The following is a 15,178-nucleotide window of genomic DNA, read 5'->3' as shown; positions in this document are numbered from 1 at the left end:
CGGATGGCGCGCTGACGTTTCTCGATCAAGCGTCCCGGCCTTGCACCGGGACGTTGTCGTTTGTGGCTGAACTCAGCGCGTGCCGGGCTTGGCCGGTGCGCGGCGGCGGTCGGCGGCCGGCTGGTAGGCGACGCGCGAGTGCTGTGCGCAATAGGGCAGGCCCGAGAGCGACTTGCCGCCGCAGAAGAAGAAATCCGGGCTCGAGGGATCGCCGACCGGCCAGTGGCAGGTCGCCTCGTTGAGCTCGAGCAGCGACAGGCGCTGGCTCATCGGAACGACATTGTCATAGGTGATCGGATCGGGCTCGACCTCGACCTCGAAGGCCTGGGCGAGGGCGGTGTTGCCGCGCGAGATCGGGCGGCTCACCCGCATCATGTGCTGCGCCGGGCGCGCCTTGCGCGGCCGGGGAGCCGCCGAGGACGGGCTCTTGGCGCGGCCGGACAGGCCCAGCCGGTGCACCTTGCCGATTACGGCGTTGCGGGTCACATTCCCGAGTTCGGCAGCGATCTGGCTGGCCGAAAGCCCGGCTTCCCAGAGCTTTTTCAATTGCTCGACGCGATCGTCGGACCAGGTCAAAACCGTCATTGCACCCTTCCCCTCGCCGCGCGCCTGCCAATCCCTTGGGGCCGCGTGGCGATGTCTAAGCCTCGAAAAACCCGTGCCGCCAGAATCCCTTAAGGCTCGCCGGGCGCGAAAACGCACCTGAACGCTACGCCGGTACATGAGGACTAAGAGGATCAGAACTGCTGCACGAGATGTCGTATCTGACAGGGGAAACGCTACAATATGGCGTGACTCCCGCGCAAGAGTCTGCGGCTCCGCGTCCACATGTTCCGTCGCTAAAAGAACTCAAAAATGCCACCGCAAGACTACGGCCGCACGCCTTGCAGGGCCTTCTGGCGGCATTGACAGCGGTTTTTCCAAGCATAAAATGGTGACACGTGCCGCCCTTAAAAGGCGGCACGTTTCGTTTTCCGGGCAGGTCAACGATGCGCTGCGCAAGGCAGTCTCGTGAGCCAGCCTCAACATTCAAGTGACCGTCATGACCAAAAGCGCCGCGACGCATTTGCTTCCCGTTTTCGCCAGGGCCGAGCTCGGCTTCGAGCGCGGCGAAGGCTGCTGGCTGGTCGCGACCAATGGCGAGCGCTATCTCGATTTCACCTCGGGTGTCGCCGTGAATGCGCTGGGCCATGCACATCCCGCTTTGGTCAAGGCCTTGCAGGAGCAGGCCACGAAGCTCTGGCACATGTCGAACCTGTTCCAGAGCCCGGACGGCGAGAAGCTGGCAGTCAGGCTCTGCAACGAGAGCTTTGCGGACTTCGTGTTCTTCTGCAATTCCGGCGCCGAGGCGATGGAATGCGTAATCAAAGTGGTGCGCCGCTATCACGCCTCCAAGGGCCATCCCGAGCGCTACCGCATGATCACTTTCGAGGGCGCCTTCCATGGCCGCACGCTGGCAACGCTCGCGGCGACCGGCTCGGCAAAATATCTCGAAGGTTTCGGCCCGCAGCTCGACGGCTTTGACCAGGTGCCGCATGGCGACCTCGAAGCCGTCAAGAAGGCGATCGGCCCACAGACTGCAGGCATCCTGATCGAGCCGATCCAGGGCGAGGGCGGCGTACGCTCGGCTCCTCCCGCCTTCTATCGCGCGCTGCGCCAGCTCTGCGACGAGCATGGTCTTCTGCTTGCCTTCGACGAGGTGCAGACCGGCATGGGCCGCACCGGCGATCTCTTTGCCCATCGCCGTCTCGGCGTGACTCCCGACGTGATGTCGCTTGCGAAGGCACTCGGCGGCGGCTTTCCGATCGGCGCGTGCCTTGCGACCGCCGAAGCCGCCTCAGGCATGACGCCCGGCTCGCACGGCTCGACCTTCGGCGGCAATCCGCTCGCCGTGTCCGCGGCGAACGCCGTGCTCGACGTCATGCTCAAGCCCGGTTTCTTCGATCACGTGCAGAAGATGTCGCTGCTGCTCAAGCAGAAGCTGGCCTCCGTGATCGACCGCCATCCCGATGTCGTCAGCGAGGTGCGCGGCGAGGGGCTTTTGATCGGCCTCAAGGCCGTCGTGCCCTCCGGCGATCTCGCCACGGCGCTGCGCAACGAAAAGCTGCTCACCGTCGGCGCCGGCGACAATGTGGTGCGCTTCCTGCCGCCTTTGATCGTCACCGAGGTGGAGATCGAGGAGGGGGTCGCGCGGCTCGAGCGCGCCTGCACGGCGATTGAATCGAATCTCAAGGCACGGGCGGCAGGCTGATGAGCAAGACGCCCAAGCACTTCCTGGACATCAACGAGCTGCCGCTGGCGGAGCTCAAGAGCATGCTCGCCGCTTCCTCCGCCATGAAGGCGAAGCAGAAGGCGCATCAGCCGGTCAAGCCGCTCGAAGGCAAGACGCTGGCGATGATCTTCGAGCGTCCGTCGACGCGGACGCGGGTGTCGTTCGATGTCGCCATGCGCCAGCTCGGCGGCGAGCCCATCATGCTCACCGGCGCCGAGATGCAGCTCGGCCGCGGCGAGACCATCGCCGACACCGCGCGCGTGCTGTCGCGCTATGTCGATGCCATCATGATCCGCATCCTCAATCACGATGCGCTGCTCGAGCTCGCGGCGAATGCGACCGTGCCCGTCATCAACGGGCTGACGCGGCGTTCGCATCCCTGCCAGGTGATGGCCGACCTCATGACCTATGAGGAGCATCGGGGGCCGATCGAAGGAAAGACGGTGGCCTGGACCGGCGACGACAACAACGTTCTCGCCTCCTGGGCGCATGCCGCCGAGCGCTTCAAGTTCAACCTCAATGTCGCGACCCCGCCGGAGCTCGCGCCGAAAAAGGCGATGCGCGACTGGGTGAAGGCGACGGGCGCTCCGATCATGCTGGGTACCGATCCGGAAGCCGCGGTGCGCGGCGCCGATTGCGTCGTCACCGATACCTGGGTCTCGATGGGCGACAAGGAAGGCGAGCGCCGCCACAACGTGCTCAAGCCCTACCAAGTGAACGCCAAGCTGATGTCGCTCGCCAAGCCCGATGCGCTGTTCATGCACTGCCTGCCCGCCCATCGCGGCGAGGAGGTTACCGACGAGGTGATCGACGGCCCGCAATCCGTCGTGTTCGACGAGGCCGAAAACCGCCTGCACGCGCAGAAGGGCATTTTGGCCTGGTGCTTTGACGCGGTGAAGTAGGTTTGGATCGTCGTCCTGGCGGACGACAGTGCCGTGGCGATGGCGGCGTGGCGCTGCTTTCGCCCTAACGTTGGTCGTCGTCCCGGACAAGCGCAGCGAAGCGGAGCGCAGATCGGGGACGACACCGAATATGGTGTGCTGTGTACGATCCATTCTGCATCCGAAACGGAGCGTCTCGTCACCCCTTCCATTTCACCTCCTCCGACCCCAGATAGAGCGCCATGGTCTCCCAATCCCCTGACATCAAAGCCGGGCCCGAAAGCCCGGTTCGCGCGCCGTCTTCCGTTCCCGTCGACGATGCCGTGCTGCCCTTCGAGGTCGATGCGCTCGACGTGCGCGGGCGCTTGACCCGGCTCGGGCCCACGCTCGACGATATCCTCACCAAGCACGATTATCCCGCGCCGGTCGGCAAGCTGCTTGGCGAGGCCATCGTGCTGACGACGCTGCTCGGCTCGGCGGTGAAATTCGAAGGTCGCTTCATTCTTCAGGCGCAGACTGACGGCCCGGTGTCATTCCTGGTGGTCGACTTCAAGGCACCCGACCGCCTGCGCGCCTATGCCCGCTACGACGCCTCGCGGCTCGGCGAGGCGAAGGACTCCGGCTCGCTGCTCGGTCGCGGCCATCTCGCCATGACCATCGACCAGGGCGCGGATATGAGCCGCTACCAGGGCCTCGTCGCGCTCGACGGCGGCAGCCTGGAAGACGCCGCGCATGAGTACTTCCTGCGCTCGGAGCAGATCCCGACCCAGGTGCGCCTCGCCGTCGGCGAGGAATGGCGCTCGAGCGACGGCGGCAAGCACCGCTGGCGCGCCGGTGGTCTCTTGATGCAGTTCTTGCCGAAGGCGCCGGAGCGCGCGCGACAGGCCGACCTGCATCCCGGTGACGCGCCCGAAGGCACCACGCCGCATACCGTCGCCGAGGACGATGCCTGGGTCGAGGCGCGCTCGCTGATCGGCACGGCCGAGGACGTCGAGCTGATCGATCCCGATCTCTCCGGCGAGCGGCTGTTGTACCGCCTCTTCCACGAGCGCGGCGTGCGCGTGTTCAAGCCGCACGGTCTGAAGGCGGAATGTTCCTGCTCGCGCGATGCGGTGGCAGCGATGCTGAAGAGCTTTTCGCCGGATGATCGTGCCGCGATGGTCAAGGACGACAAGGTCGTCGTGACCTGCGAGTTCTGCAGCTCGGTGTATCAATTCACGCCGCACGAGGCGGGCGTGGAAAACGCGTAGCCAAGCGCTCGGAAATCGTAGGTGGGCAAAGCGAAGCGTGCCCATCAACTTCTGTCGCATGATTGGAGAGATGGTGGGCACGCTTCGCTTTGCCCACCCTACGGCAGCTACAGTCGCGATACCGCAGCTCGCCGCCCCTCAATTCAACACCCGCTTGCCGCCGTCCGGGCTGTCCAGCGAGAACGTCGGCACGTCGATCTCAAATCGCTCGCCGCTTTCGTTGACCATCTGGTAGCGGCCGGTCATGAAGCCCGAGGCGGTCGAGAGCGGGACGCCGGAGGTGTATTCGTAGCGCTCGCCGGGCGCGAGGATTGGCTGCTCGCCGATCACGCCTTCGCCTTTAACCTCCTGCTGCCGCCCCGTCGCGTCGGTGATGATCCAGTGCCGCGTCTTGAGCTGCACGGTCTCGTCGCCGGAATTGGTGATCACGATGGTGTAGGACCAGAAGTAGCGCGAGCGCTCGGCCGACGACTGCTCCGGGACAAAGTTCGGCTCGACGGTCACTTCGATCTGGCGGGTCACGGCACGGTACATGGCTGCCATCATAACGAAAAGCTTGCCGGGAACCAATCGTGGCTCGCGGCGTCAGCGACATCGTGCCGCCCGAATTGGCACCGTAGTTACACCCCAATGTGATCCGATCGCTTTGCGAGCAGGCCACCGGCCCGGTACACTCCTCAAACGCTGCGATTTGCGCAAGGGTTTTGGCCCGATGACCATTGCCGACCAAGTGACGGGATCACCGGTCGCCGGAACCGCGGATGCCAAGTCCACCGTGGAGGCGAAGCCGCGCGCGGCGGCGCCCGCCATCACGCTGCCCGTCATCGGCGAGCGCGAGCTTCGCCTCGACCTTTTCCGCGGGCTGGCGTTGTGGCTGATCTTCATCGACCACTTGCCGCCAAATCTGCTGACCTGGTTCACCATCCGCAACTACGGCTTCAGCGACGCCACCGAGATCTTCATCTTCATCTCCGGCTACACCGCGGCCTTCGTCTACGGCCGCGCGATGCTGGACTCAGGCGTCGTCATCGCCACGGCGCGGATCCTGCGTCGGGTTTGGCAGATCTATGTCGCCCACGTCTTCCTGTTCACGATCTTCCTCGCGGAAATCTCCTATGTCGCGACCAGCTTCGAGAACCCGCTCTACACGGAAGAGATGGGCATCATGGATTTCCTCAAGCAGCCCGACGTCACCATCGTGCAGGCGCTGCTGCTGCGCTTCCGGCCCGTCAACATGGACGTGCTGCCGCTCTACATCGTGTTGATGCTGGCGCTGCCGCTGATCCTCTGGCTGATGAAATGGAAGCCGGATCTCACGCTCGGCCTGTCGGTCGTGCTCTACGTGGTGACTTGGGAGTTCGATCTCTATTTTTCGGCCTATCCGAACGGCTTCTGGGCGTTCAACCCGCTGGCCTGGCAATTGCTGTTCGTGTTCGGTGCCTGGTGTGCGCTCGGAGGTGCACGGCGCATGTCACGGATCCTGGCATCACCCGTGACGATGTGGATCTCGATCGCCTATCTGGCCGCGGCGTTCTACGTGACGTTGACCTGGTACGTGCCGCAGCTCTCCCACTTCATGCCGAAGCGGATCGAGCAGTGGATGTATCCGATCGACAAGACCGATCTGGACGTGCTGCGCTTCACGCATTTCCTGGCGCTGGCCGCGCTCACCGTGCGCTTCCTGCCGCGGGACTGGCCGGGCCTGAAATCGCCTCTCCTGAGGCCGTTGATCCTCTGCGGCCAGCATTCGCTGGAGATCTTCTGCCTCGGCGTGTTCCTGGCCTTTGCCGGCCATTTCATCCTGGCCGAGGTGTCCGGTGGCCCGGGCATGCATGCGCTGATTAGTCTCTGCGGAATCCTGATCATGTGGGCCATGGCCTGGGTGATTTCGTGGTACAAGCAGGTGGCTGACAAGAGCGGTTCGAAAACCAAAAACGCCGTCGGCAACGCCGATCTGGCGGGAGGGGGCTGATGAAGGCGAAGGTTCTCCGGAGCCTGATCCTGCTATGCGGTGTGCTCGCCGCGCCTTCCGCGCGCGCCGAGGATAATGCTGCGCCTCAAGCTCCCGCAGGGCCTGCGGCCTGCGAGGTGCCGTCCTATCTGCTCGCCACCGAAAGCCAGCTCCCGAAGGTCGCCGAGGCCGTGAAGAGCGAAAAGCCGCTCGAAATCCTGGTCGTCGGCAGCCGGTCGACCACCATCCCGTCGTCGGAAGAGAGCTCCTATCCGGCCCGGCTGCAGGCGATCCTGAAGGAGAAGCTGCCGTCGGAACCGGTGCACGTCTCCGTAGAACTACAGAGCAAGAAGACCGCAGAAGAGGCCGCATCCACCTTCGTTAAGCTTATGGAAGCGAAAAGGCCTACTTTGGTCATCTGGCAGACCGGGACCGTGGATGCTATCCGATCCATCGATCCCGATGAGTTCCGCGGTGCCGTCACGGATGGCGTTACTGCGCTGCAAAACGCTGGGGCCGACGTTATATTGATGAACTTGCAGTATAGCCCGCGGACCGAAACCATGATCTCGGTGCCGCCCTACCTAGATAATATGCGCGTGGTCGCGCAGGAGCATGATATTCCGCTGTTCGACCGTTTCGCGATCATGCGTCAATGGAATGATCAGGGGCAGTTCGACCTGTTCAATTCGTCGCGTGGACCGGAGTTGGCGAAACAGGTCCATGATTGCCTTGGCCGGGCGCTGGCGCAGTTCGTCGTCGATGCCGCCCATCTGGGTCCGGCCCAGCAGCAAAATTGAGGTTCAGCGTAAATGAGTTCTTTCCGCCCTTTTGGCCTGACGGCATGGCTGGCTGCGCCCATAGCGGCCGCGCTGCTGATGCCTGTGGCGCTGTCACCCGCCCACGCGCAGGCCGTGGCGGTCGCGCCGACGGCCCCACAGGCCGCTGGTCCGGCGCCCGCACCGCAGATCACGACCCCCGCGACCAGCCAGCAAGACTTTCCCGAGCAGCGCGGCCTCACCGCGCGGGCCATTGACAGGGTCAAGCAGGTCGCCAAATCCGCCGGCGACATCTTTAGCCGCGTGCCGTGCCTGCCGCCCAAGGGCAGCGCGAACAAGGGCAGCGCGAAATCGATGGGCTCGCTGCCGCATGTCGCGGGCAAGCTGGTCGCCGGCAAGCCGGTCGTGATCGTCGCGTTCGGATCGTCGTCGACGGCGGGCTTCGGTGCGAGCTCGCCCGATTTCAACTATCCGAACCGCCTCGCCGGACAGCTTCGCCGGCAATATCCGACTGCCGACATCACCGTCATCAACGCCGGTGTCGGCGGCGAGGACGCGCCCGAGATGATGAAGCGCCTCCAGAAGGAGGTGATCGACGTGCATCCGGACCTCGTGATCTGGCAGGTCGGCACCAATGCGGTGCTGCGCAACCTCGATCCGGGCGACACCGCAAAGCTCGTCGAGGACGGCATCACGCGCATCCAGGCGGCCGGCGATGCCGACATCGTGCTGGTCGATCCGCAATATTCGCCGCGCGTCACCGAGCGCCCCGAGAGCGCCGGCAAGATGGTGAAGCTGCTCGGCCGTGTCGCCGAGCTCCGCCACGTCGGGATCTTCCCGCGCTTCGAGGTGATGCGCGACTGGCACGAGAAGCAGGCCATTCCGGTCGAGAGTTTCGTGATCTCCGACGGCCTGCACATGAATGATTGGGGCTACGCCTGCTTCGCGCAGCTCCTCGGCGACGACATCATCCGCTCCGTCGGCCAGATCAAGTTAGGGGTCAACGTGCCTGCCGACGTGCGGACGTATAGGCCGATGTAGCTGCCGTAGGGTGGGCCGTGCCCACCACTTTATCTAACTCAAACGTCGGCAGAAGTGGTGGGCACGCTTCGCTTTGCCCACCCTACGATTTCGAGTGCGTGGTTACGCCTTCTCCAGCGCCGCGGTGAGATCCTCGATCAGATCATCGGCATGCTCGAGCCCCGCGGAGAAGCGTATAAAGCCCTCGCTGATGCCGAGCGCAGCGCGGTCTTCCGGCTTCAGGCGCTGATGCGTCGTGGTCGCCGGATGCGTCACCAGACTCTTGGCGTCGCCGAGATTGTTCGAAATCTTCGCCAGCTTAAGCGCATTGAGCACGCGGAATGCCGCCTGCTTGCCGCCCTTGACCTCGAAGCCGACCAGCGTCGAGCCGCCGCGCATCTGCTTCTTCACCAGCGCCGCCTGCGGATGATCGGCGCGGCCGGGATAGACCAGCCGCGAGATCTTTGGATGGCTCGCGAGCACCTCGGCAACGCGGGCCGCGGTGTCGGTCTGCGCACGCACGCGCACGCCGAGCGTCTCCAGCCCCTTGAGCAAAACCCAGGCGTTGAACGGCGAGATCGACGGCCCGGTCTGGCGCATGAAATTGTGGATGTGCTCGGCGATGAAGGCTTCCGACGACAGGATGACGCCCCCCAGGCACCGACCCTGGCCGTCGATATGCTTGGTCGCGGAATAGACCACGACATCGGCACCGAGCGCGAGCGGGCTCTGCCAGATCGGGGTGGCGAACACGTTGTCGACAACGAGCCGTGCGCCGCCCTTGTGCGCGATCTCGGCGATGGCCGGGATGTCGAGCACGTCGAGCGTCGGATTGGTCGGGCTCTCCAGGAAGAACGTCTTGGTGTTCGGCTTGACCGCGCGCTGCCACTGGTCGAGATCCAGACCATCGACCAGCGTGGTCTCGATGCCGTAGCGCGGCAACAGATCCTGCACCACGTAGAGGCACGAGCCGAACAGTGCCTTTGATGCCACCACGTGATCGCCAGACTTCAAGGGCGCCAGGATCGCGGTTGTCACCGCGGCCATGCCGGTCGCTGCCGAGCGGGCGGCTTCGGCGCCTTCGAGCTCGATCATGCGCTGCTCGAACATCGCGATCGTGGGGTTGGAATAGCGCGAATAGATGAAGCCGGGATCTTCGCCCTTGAACCGCGCCTCGCATTCCTCGGCGCTCGCGTAGACGTAGCCCTGGGTCAGGAACAACGCCTCGGACGTCTCGCCATATTGCGAGCGCAGGGTGCCGGAATGGACCAGGCGGGTTTCGGGACGGTATTGCGCGGCGGACGCCGGGGACTTCGACATAGGACCTCCAACGTGACCACTTGAAAATGGTCACAAAAAAACCGGCCTGGATATCTCCACTGGCCGGGATCACAGAGGTCCCCGGCCTGTTTAGCGATTTATTTAACGTGGCTGCAAGCCGGCCGGCTCAAATCACCACGGGATAAGTCATGCTCATATTCCGCCATGCCCTTTTCGTCAAGGCATCCATCGGATAGCGGTAAAAGGTTCGTTTTTCCGCATTTTTGGATGCGTTTGACCCGAGATGAGGACCACCGGTTGACGTTCACGGTCGCCGCCGACGCCAATGGTATTCTGCCCGACCGCATGATCGCGGCGATGGCGGATGACGGGCTCATCCTGCCCGCCTACGACTTCGTCGAAAGCCAGATCCAGCCGGCGAGCCTCGATTTGCGTCTCGGCGATATCGCCTACCGCGTCCGCGCGAGCTTCCTGCCCGGGCCGGGCGCGACCGTCGCCGAGCGCATCGATGAGCTGAAGCTGCATGAGTTCAGCCTTGCCGACGGCGCGGTGCTGGAGACCAATTGCGTCTACATCGTGCCGCTGCTCGAGAGCCTCGCGCTGCCGCCGGAGATCGTCGCGGCCGCCAATCCGAAGAGCTCGACCGGCCGGCTCGACGTCTTTACCCGCGTGATCGCCGACGGCACCCGCCGCTTCGACATGATCGGCGCGGGCTATCATGGCCCGCTCTATGCCGAGATCAGCCCAAAAACGTTTCCGGTGCTGGTGAGCGAAGGCTCGCGGCTATCGCAGGTGCGCTTCCGCACCGGCGATGCCATCCTCAACATTGACCAGCTCGAGGCGCTGCATGCGACCGAGCGTCTCGTCGATATCGACGAGGCCGATCTCACCGGCGGTGTCGCCGTCTCTGTCGATCTCTCCGGCGAGAAGGGCGGCGGCTTCGTCGGCTATCGCGCCAAACGACACACCGGCGTCGTCGACGTCGATCGCCGCGCCGGCTACGCGGTCGAGGATTTCTGGGAGCCGATCTCGGCGCGTCCCGACGGCAGCCTCATTCTCGATCCCGGCGAGTTCTACATCCTCGCCTCCAAGGAAGCCGTGCAGGTGCCGCCGGACTACGCCGCGGAGATGGTGCCGTTCGATCCTCTGGTCGGCGAATTCCGCGTGCACTATGCCGGCTTCTTCGATCCCGGCTTCGGCTATGCCGGTGCGGGCGGGCAAGGCGCGCGCGCGGTACTCGAGGTGCGCTCGCGCGAAGTGCCCTTCATCCTCGAGCACGGCCAGATCGTCGGCCGCCTCGTCTACGAGAAGATGCTGGCGCGGCCCGACGCAATGTACGGCCAGCGCATCGGCTCGAACTACCAGGCGCAGGGCCTGAAGCTGAGCAAGCATTTCCGGGTGTAGCCGCATCCTCCGATGTCATGCCCCGGCTTGATCGGGGCACCACTACGCCGCGGCCCATTGTTCAGGCTCGACCGCCTCTGGAATACCGGATCGCCCGATCGAGGTCGGGCGATGACACCGAATGTGCGTCAGGTTGCGAAGCGAAATCCGGGAACTCTCGCCACCAAAAAGATCCCGGATTGCGCTGCGCTCCATCCGGGCTACATTCCGTCCGAGGTGACGACATGACAGATCAATCCGACCTCGACACAAGAATTCTCGAAGACGCCGCGGATGCGCTGATCTATTCGGATCGGGCGGGCACGATCGTCCGATGGAATCGCGCCTCGAGCGCGCTGTTCGGTTTCTCCGCGCAGGAGGCGCTCGGCCAGAACCTCGACCTGATCGTTCCCGAGCATTTGCGCGCCGCGCATTGGAAGGGCTTTGAGACTGCGACGTCGAGCGGCGCGATGAAGCTCGCCGGCCGCCCTACGCTGACCCGCGCGCTGCACAAGAGCGGGCGCAAGCTCTACATCGAGATGACGTTTGCGCTAGTCAGAGACGCTGGCGGCGCCGTGCAGGGGGCGGTGGCAATGGCGCGCGATGTGACCGAAAGGGTCGAACGCGAGCGCGCGGCCAAGGCTGCGTCGCCGCCGCCAACTTCGTGATCCGGAATTGGGCTAGGAAGCGTGCAGGGCGCCCTGCACGAGCGTCAGCTTGCTCGTCACTGGGGGCAGTGACACACTCGATCAAAACAACGATCGGGAGCGAACATGGCCGCTGCAGCAGACTCCGCGCAGGAAGCCCGGTGGCAACGCTGGCGCGCCATCGCCGATCTCTACCACGCCTATTTCACCGGCCTCATCCTCACCGTGGTGACGCGACGCGGCACGGCGGATGCTGCCGAATTCGTCTTCCGCGTGTTTCGCCACCAGCAGCAGGAGCGTTTCCTTCCCGGGCTCGACAAGCTCGGGCTGCGTCATTTGCCGCCGGCGGTGGCGGCTGCGCAATATCACTATCTCTCCAACTGGATCGGCGGCGTGCATGTCGAATACATGTATGAGAGCGATGCTAAGGCCTGGATCCGCTATCCGCCGCCACGCTGGATCTGGAAGGGCCCCGCGATCTGCGGCATTCCCGGCGAGGTGTCGCGCGCGATGCTGCGCGGCTGGCACGCCAACAACGGCGCGGCGCTCGGTGATCTCAGGCTCGGCTTCGTCTGCACCAAGCAGAGCGTCGACGGCCAGGACGGGCTCGAAGGTTACTACTACGAATATGATCATCCGCTCGAGGTCGACCAGCGCCTGGTATTCGCGCGCCATGTCGAAGCACCGCTGTTCGATGCGGACAGCGCGCCGGCACTGCCGGTCGCGAGCTGGCCAAAGCCGCGGCTGGAAAAGGCCTATCGCAACTACGCGATGGAATATGTCCGCACGGCCGCGCCTGTGATGGTGCAGTTGTTCGGTCCCGAGGATGCCGGATATCTCCTGCATCTGACGGGCAAACTGATCGGCATGCAGAGTTTTGACGAGGTCGCGGCGGCGCTGGGGAAGAGCCGCGGCGGCGCGAAGGAGTTTGCATCCTTCCTGAACGCCCTGCTCGCGGCACAGGACGATGCGGCCGATCTTGCGGAGTCCGAAGGCGGCTTCGAGATCGGTCAGCAAAGCTGGAAGCTGATGGATGATGTCGCCGATTATCATCCGGCTATCGCGAAGGTGCTGCAAGGCCTGTTCGAGGGGCTTGCGGCCGGCTGCGGGCGTCATATCGGCGTCAGGCTGCAAGCGGGTGCAGGCGGCAAGCCGCCGCTGCTCTGGAGCATCGGTTAGCGAAGCACCTTCCATGCGCCGAAATGCGCTCCCGCAGGGCACGCTTGCGCCTGACGCAGGTGGAATCGGTCATCGCCGTGCTAACACTGGCCATTCATCAGGTTCGTTCATGGGTTGAATCGGTCAATTGACGGTGAACGTGATCATACTCACAGACGCTGCGATCCAATCGTCGTAGCACCTTCTTAAAGAGTCATTTGGAGAGGATCTTAAAGAGTCATTTGGAGAGGAAATGTCCGACGTCGGCGTCGCCGAGATTCCGGTCGATGAGGAGGAGCGTCCCAAGCCGCCGCAGTCGCGGCCGGCGAGATCTGCTGCGCCACGGAGCGCGCTGGTCGATGGGCCGATCCTGCGCACGCTGCTCGGGCTTGCCTGGCCGAACGTGATCGGGCTCTCCGCTGGCACCTGCGTGGTGATCGCGGAGACCTCCTATATCGGCCGCCTAGGCGTCGAATCGCTCGCCGCGATGGCGCTGGTGTTTCCCTGCGTGATCCTGATGATGACGATGTCCGGCGGCGCCATGGGCGGTGCTGTGGCTTCCGCGATTGCGCGTGCGCTGGGGGCGGGCGACCGCGAGCGCGCCGGAACGCTTGCCGCGCACGCGCTCCTGATCGGCATTAGCTTCGGCCTCGTCTTCATGCTGGGCATGCTGATCTTCGGGCCGCTTCTTTTGGAGCTGCTCGGCGGCCGCGGCAATGTGCTTGCGCAGGCGATCGCCTATACGCAGGTGTTCTTCGGCGGCGCGGTGCTGCCCTGGCTGCTCAATACTTTGGCTGGCGTGCTGCGCGGCACCGGCAACATGAAGCTGCCCTCGCTGTTGATGCTCAATTCGGCGGTATGCCAGATCATCCTCGGCGGCACGCTGGGCCTCGGGCTCGGCCCCGTCCCGCAATTCGGTATGCGCGGCGTCGCCGCCGGCGCGCTGATCGCCTACACGATCAACATCGGCGTGATGAGCTGGTATTTGTTTTCCGGCCGCGCGCGCGTTGTGCCCAAGCTGGCCGGCCTGAAGATCCAATGGGCGATGTTCTTCGACATCCTGAAAGTGGGCGCCATCGCCTGCTTCTCACCGCTGCAATCAGTGCTGACGATCTCGATCTTCACCCATATGCTGGCCAAGTTCGGCACCGCGATCCTCGCCGGCTACGGCGTCGGCGCGCGGCTCGAGTTTCTGCTGATCTCGATCGCGTTCTCGTTCGGCATCGCCTCGGTGCCGATGGTCGGCATGGCGATCGGCGGCGGCAAGATCGCACGCGCACGCCGCATTGCCTGGACGGCCGGCGTGGCAGCATTCTTCGCGGTGGGCACGCCCGCGAGCCTGATTGCGATCTTCCCCGATCTCTGGGTCAATATCTTCACCGACAGCGCGACCGTGCGCGCGACGAGTCATCAATATCTCTCCACCGTCGCGCCGTTCTACGCCTTCATGGGCCTCGCCACGGCAATGTATTTTTCCTCGCAGGGCGCGGCCAAGGTGCTGGGACCGGTGCTGGCGCAGACCGCGCGGCTCGTCTTCATCGCGACGATCGGCTGGTGGCTGTCGACGCATGAAGCGACCGCGCAAAGCTACTTCTGGCTCGCCGCAAGCTCGATGGTCTTGCTTGGAACGCTGTCCTGTTCCAGCGTCGTGCTGACGCGCTGGGGACCGCGCGAGACGAAGCCCGCGATCAGGCCGGTTCTTTCGGCCGCGGCGGACTAGGGCGCTTGCCGCATTTTGTTTCCAAATGTTTCTATCTATCGCCAAGCAATATCGAGTAACTGGAGCTGCTCTCTGCCGAAGGCCCCGCGCAAGCTCTTGAGGACAACGTCGCCTCGAGTCCAGCTAAAGCACGGAAAGCCACCATGACCTCGATTTCGGCGCTCTCCTCCCGCCACCACCACACATCGCCGTTGCAGCGACTACAAGACGAGCTGCAAGCTGAAGTGAGTTCGGGCGCGATCAATTCGTCCGATCAGTCGGCGCTGTCGTCCGCCCTCAGCGACATTGATTCCGCCTTGCAATCGAGCAGCGCGAGCGATCAATCAAGCGGTAGCAGACCATCGACCGACGGTTTCAAGTCAAAGATCGATGATCTTATCCAGCAGGAAGTGTCGGCCGGCAAGCTGACCGACCAGCAGGGCACCGAGCTGCAAGGTATCTTCAAGGCCGCGTTCTCCCATGGGCCGGGTGGAGCAGGTGGACCACCGCCACCCGACGGGCCTCCTCCCGCCAACGGCACGGATAATTCGTCGAGCGGCAATTCCGTGGTGGACCTGCTTCAACAATTCCTTCAGTCGCTGACAAGCTCGCTCACGGATTCGAGCTCTTCCAGCACGACAGGAGCAAGCGACAGGGCGAATGCAAGCGGATCTTCTTCGGCCAACGGCACGGACAGCTCGTCAAGCGGCAATTCGGCGACGGATCTGCTTCAACAATTTCTTCAGTCGTTGAAAAGCTCGCTCGCGGATTCGACCTACAGCGCGACGCGATCAGGCGACCCGACGAACGCAAACGACCCGTCGCTTTCCGGCGTCCTCATCAACGACCGGATCTGA

At 64.1% G+C, this 15,178-nt stretch carries 14 protein-coding genes and 1 riboswitch; of the genes, 11 read left to right on the top strand and 3 right to left on the bottom strand.

Features of this window, described 5'->3' with window-relative positions; all coding sequences use genetic code 11:
- Window positions 1-72: 72 nt before the first annotated feature.
- Entirely contained in the window at window positions 73-585 is a 513-nt protein-coding gene (locus tag NLN62_RS15125; RefSeq protein WP_027521514.1) for a GcrA family cell cycle regulator, read from the bottom strand.
- A gap of 457 nt (window positions 586-1,042) precedes the next feature.
- Here NLN62_RS15125 and NLN62_RS15120 point away from each other — a divergent pair, with 457 nt between their 5' ends.
- The 3 genes from NLN62_RS15120 (at window position 1,043) to NLN62_RS15110 (ending at window position 4,403) form a co-directional block, all read left to right on the top strand.
- Window positions 1,043-2,251: an aspartate aminotransferase family protein gene (locus tag NLN62_RS15120; protein ID WP_027521513.1), complete on the top strand. Its 1,209-nt coding sequence runs from the start codon at window positions 1,043-1,045 to the stop codon at window positions 2,249-2,251.
- Window positions 2,251-3,174 carry an ornithine carbamoyltransferase gene (argF, locus tag NLN62_RS15115; RefSeq protein WP_254109283.1) on the top strand — a complete coding sequence of 308 codons (924 nt, stop codon included), beginning with the start codon at window positions 2,251-2,253 and terminating at the stop codon, window positions 3,172-3,174. The genes NLN62_RS15120 and argF overlap by 1 nt, the downstream gene beginning before the upstream one ends.
- Window positions 3,175-3,395: 221 nt before the next feature.
- Window positions 3,396-4,403 (top strand): Hsp33 family molecular chaperone, encoded by a 1,008-nt coding sequence (locus NLN62_RS15110; protein WP_027521511.1) that lies wholly within the window; start codon window positions 3,396-3,398, stop codon window positions 4,401-4,403.
- 138 nt (window positions 4,404-4,541) lie between these two features.
- Here the strand turns inward: NLN62_RS15110 and apaG are convergent, their stop codons facing one another.
- Complete coding sequence (apaG, locus tag NLN62_RS15105; protein WP_027521510.1) at window positions 4,542-4,937, bottom strand: Co2+/Mg2+ efflux protein ApaG; 396 nt, start codon at window positions 4,935-4,937, stop codon at window positions 4,542-4,544.
- A 178-nt stretch (window positions 4,938-5,115) separates the two neighbouring features.
- Here apaG and NLN62_RS15100 point away from each other — a divergent pair, with 178 nt between their 5' ends.
- The 3 genes from NLN62_RS15100 to NLN62_RS15090 are packed head-to-tail and all read left to right on the top strand — an operon-like array spanning window position 5,116 to window position 8,174.
- Window positions 5,116-6,375 (top strand): OpgC domain-containing protein, encoded by a 1,260-nt coding sequence (locus NLN62_RS15100; RefSeq protein WP_027521509.1) that lies wholly within the window; start codon window positions 5,116-5,118, stop codon window positions 6,373-6,375.
- The gene (locus NLN62_RS15095) at window positions 6,375-7,154 is read left to right on the top strand and encodes an SGNH/GDSL hydrolase family protein (protein ID WP_027521508.1); all 780 of its coding nucleotides are present in this window, start codon (window positions 6,375-6,377) and stop codon (window positions 7,152-7,154) included. The genes NLN62_RS15100 and NLN62_RS15095 overlap by 1 nt, the downstream gene beginning before the upstream one ends.
- Window positions 7,155-7,166: 12 nt before the next feature.
- Window positions 7,167-8,174, top strand: coding sequence for an SGNH/GDSL hydrolase family protein (locus NLN62_RS15090; protein ID WP_027521507.1), 1,008 nt, complete (start codon window positions 7,167-7,169; stop codon window positions 8,172-8,174).
- Window positions 8,175-8,276: 102 nt separating this feature from the next.
- Here the strand turns inward: NLN62_RS15090 and NLN62_RS15085 are convergent, their stop codons facing one another.
- The gene (locus NLN62_RS15085) at window positions 8,277-9,473 is read right to left on the bottom strand and encodes an O-succinylhomoserine sulfhydrylase (RefSeq protein ID WP_027521506.1); all 1,197 of its coding nucleotides are present in this window, start codon (window positions 9,471-9,473) and stop codon (window positions 8,277-8,279) included.
- Window positions 9,474-9,542: 69 nt separating this feature from the next.
- A riboswitch (SAM riboswitch) is annotated at window positions 9,543-9,622 on the bottom strand.
- A gap of 79 nt (window positions 9,623-9,701) precedes the next feature.
- Here NLN62_RS15085 and NLN62_RS15080 point away from each other — a divergent pair.
- The 5 genes from NLN62_RS15080 (at window position 9,702) to NLN62_RS15060 (ending at window position 15,178) form a co-directional block, all read left to right on the top strand.
- Window positions 9,702-10,838 carry a 2'-deoxycytidine 5'-triphosphate deaminase gene (locus NLN62_RS15080; protein WP_156944108.1) on the top strand — a complete coding sequence of 379 codons (1,137 nt, stop codon included), beginning with the start codon at window positions 9,702-9,704 and terminating at the stop codon, window positions 10,836-10,838.
- A gap of 224 nt (window positions 10,839-11,062) precedes the next feature.
- Complete coding sequence (locus NLN62_RS15075) at window positions 11,063-11,485, top strand: PAS domain S-box protein (protein ID WP_027521504.1); 423 nt, start codon at window positions 11,063-11,065, stop codon at window positions 11,483-11,485.
- Between the two features lie 105 nt (window positions 11,486-11,590).
- On the top strand, window positions 11,591-12,643 hold the full coding sequence (locus NLN62_RS15070; RefSeq protein WP_254109282.1) for a hypothetical protein: 1,053 nt from the start codon (window positions 11,591-11,593) through the stop codon (window positions 12,641-12,643).
- A gap of 232 nt (window positions 12,644-12,875) precedes the next feature.
- Window positions 12,876-14,342 carry an MATE family efflux transporter gene (locus NLN62_RS15065; RefSeq protein ID WP_254109281.1) on the top strand — a complete coding sequence of 489 codons (1,467 nt, stop codon included), beginning with the start codon at window positions 12,876-12,878 and terminating at the stop codon, window positions 14,340-14,342.
- A gap of 143 nt (window positions 14,343-14,485) precedes the next feature.
- The gene (locus tag NLN62_RS15060) at window positions 14,486-15,178 is read left to right on the top strand and encodes a hypothetical protein (protein ID WP_254109280.1); all 693 of its coding nucleotides are present in this window, start codon (window positions 14,486-14,488) and stop codon (window positions 15,176-15,178) included.

The organism is Bradyrhizobium sp. CCGUVB23 (genome assembly GCF_024199885.1).
GTDB lineage: Bacteria > Pseudomonadota > Alphaproteobacteria > Rhizobiales > Xanthobacteraceae > Bradyrhizobium.
The sequence above is the reverse complement of the archived record's forward strand: the minus strand, read 5'-3'. Positions and strand labels throughout refer to the sequence as shown.

What these genes read in the sequence shown, in the direction of transcription:
- NLN62_RS15100 (WP_027521509.1), top strand. Translation starts at nt 5,116, where the DNA reads ATGACCATTGCCGACCAAGTGACGGGATCACCGGTCGCCGGAACCGCG.
- NLN62_RS15060 (WP_254109280.1), top strand. Translation starts at nt 14,486, where the DNA reads ATGACCTCGATTTCGGCGCTCTCCTCCCGCCACCACCACACATCGCCG.
- NLN62_RS15065 (WP_254109281.1), top strand. Translation starts at nt 12,876, where the DNA reads ATGTCCGACGTCGGCGTCGCCGAGATTCCGGTCGATGAGGAGGAGCGT.
- NLN62_RS15080 (WP_156944108.1), top strand. Translation starts at nt 9,702, where the DNA reads ATGCGTTTGACCCGAGATGAGGACCACCGGTTGACGTTCACGGTCGCC.
- argF (WP_254109283.1), top strand. Translation starts at nt 2,251, where the DNA reads ATGAGCAAGACGCCCAAGCACTTCCTGGACATCAACGAGCTGCCGCTG.
- apaG (WP_027521510.1), bottom strand. Translation starts at nt 4,937, where the DNA reads ATGTACCGTGCCGTGACCCGCCAGATCGAAGTGACCGTCGAGCCGAAC.
- NLN62_RS15120 (WP_027521513.1), top strand. Translation starts at nt 1,043, where the DNA reads ATGACCAAAAGCGCCGCGACGCATTTGCTTCCCGTTTTCGCCAGGGCC.
- NLN62_RS15090 (WP_027521507.1), top strand. Translation starts at nt 7,167, where the DNA reads ATGAGTTCTTTCCGCCCTTTTGGCCTGACGGCATGGCTGGCTGCGCCC.
- NLN62_RS15110 (WP_027521511.1), top strand. Translation starts at nt 3,396, where the DNA reads ATGGTCTCCCAATCCCCTGACATCAAAGCCGGGCCCGAAAGCCCGGTT.
- NLN62_RS15085 (WP_027521506.1), bottom strand. Translation starts at nt 9,473, where the DNA reads ATGTCGAAGTCCCCGGCGTCCGCCGCGCAATACCGTCCCGAAACCCGC.
- NLN62_RS15075 (WP_027521504.1), top strand. Translation starts at nt 11,063, where the DNA reads ATGACAGATCAATCCGACCTCGACACAAGAATTCTCGAAGACGCCGCG.
- NLN62_RS15070 (WP_254109282.1), top strand. Translation starts at nt 11,591, where the DNA reads ATGGCCGCTGCAGCAGACTCCGCGCAGGAAGCCCGGTGGCAACGCTGG.
- NLN62_RS15095 (WP_027521508.1), top strand. Translation starts at nt 6,375, where the DNA reads ATGAAGGCGAAGGTTCTCCGGAGCCTGATCCTGCTATGCGGTGTGCTC.
- NLN62_RS15125 (WP_027521514.1), bottom strand. Translation starts at nt 585, where the DNA reads ATGACGGTTTTGACCTGGTCCGACGATCGCGTCGAGCAATTGAAAAAG.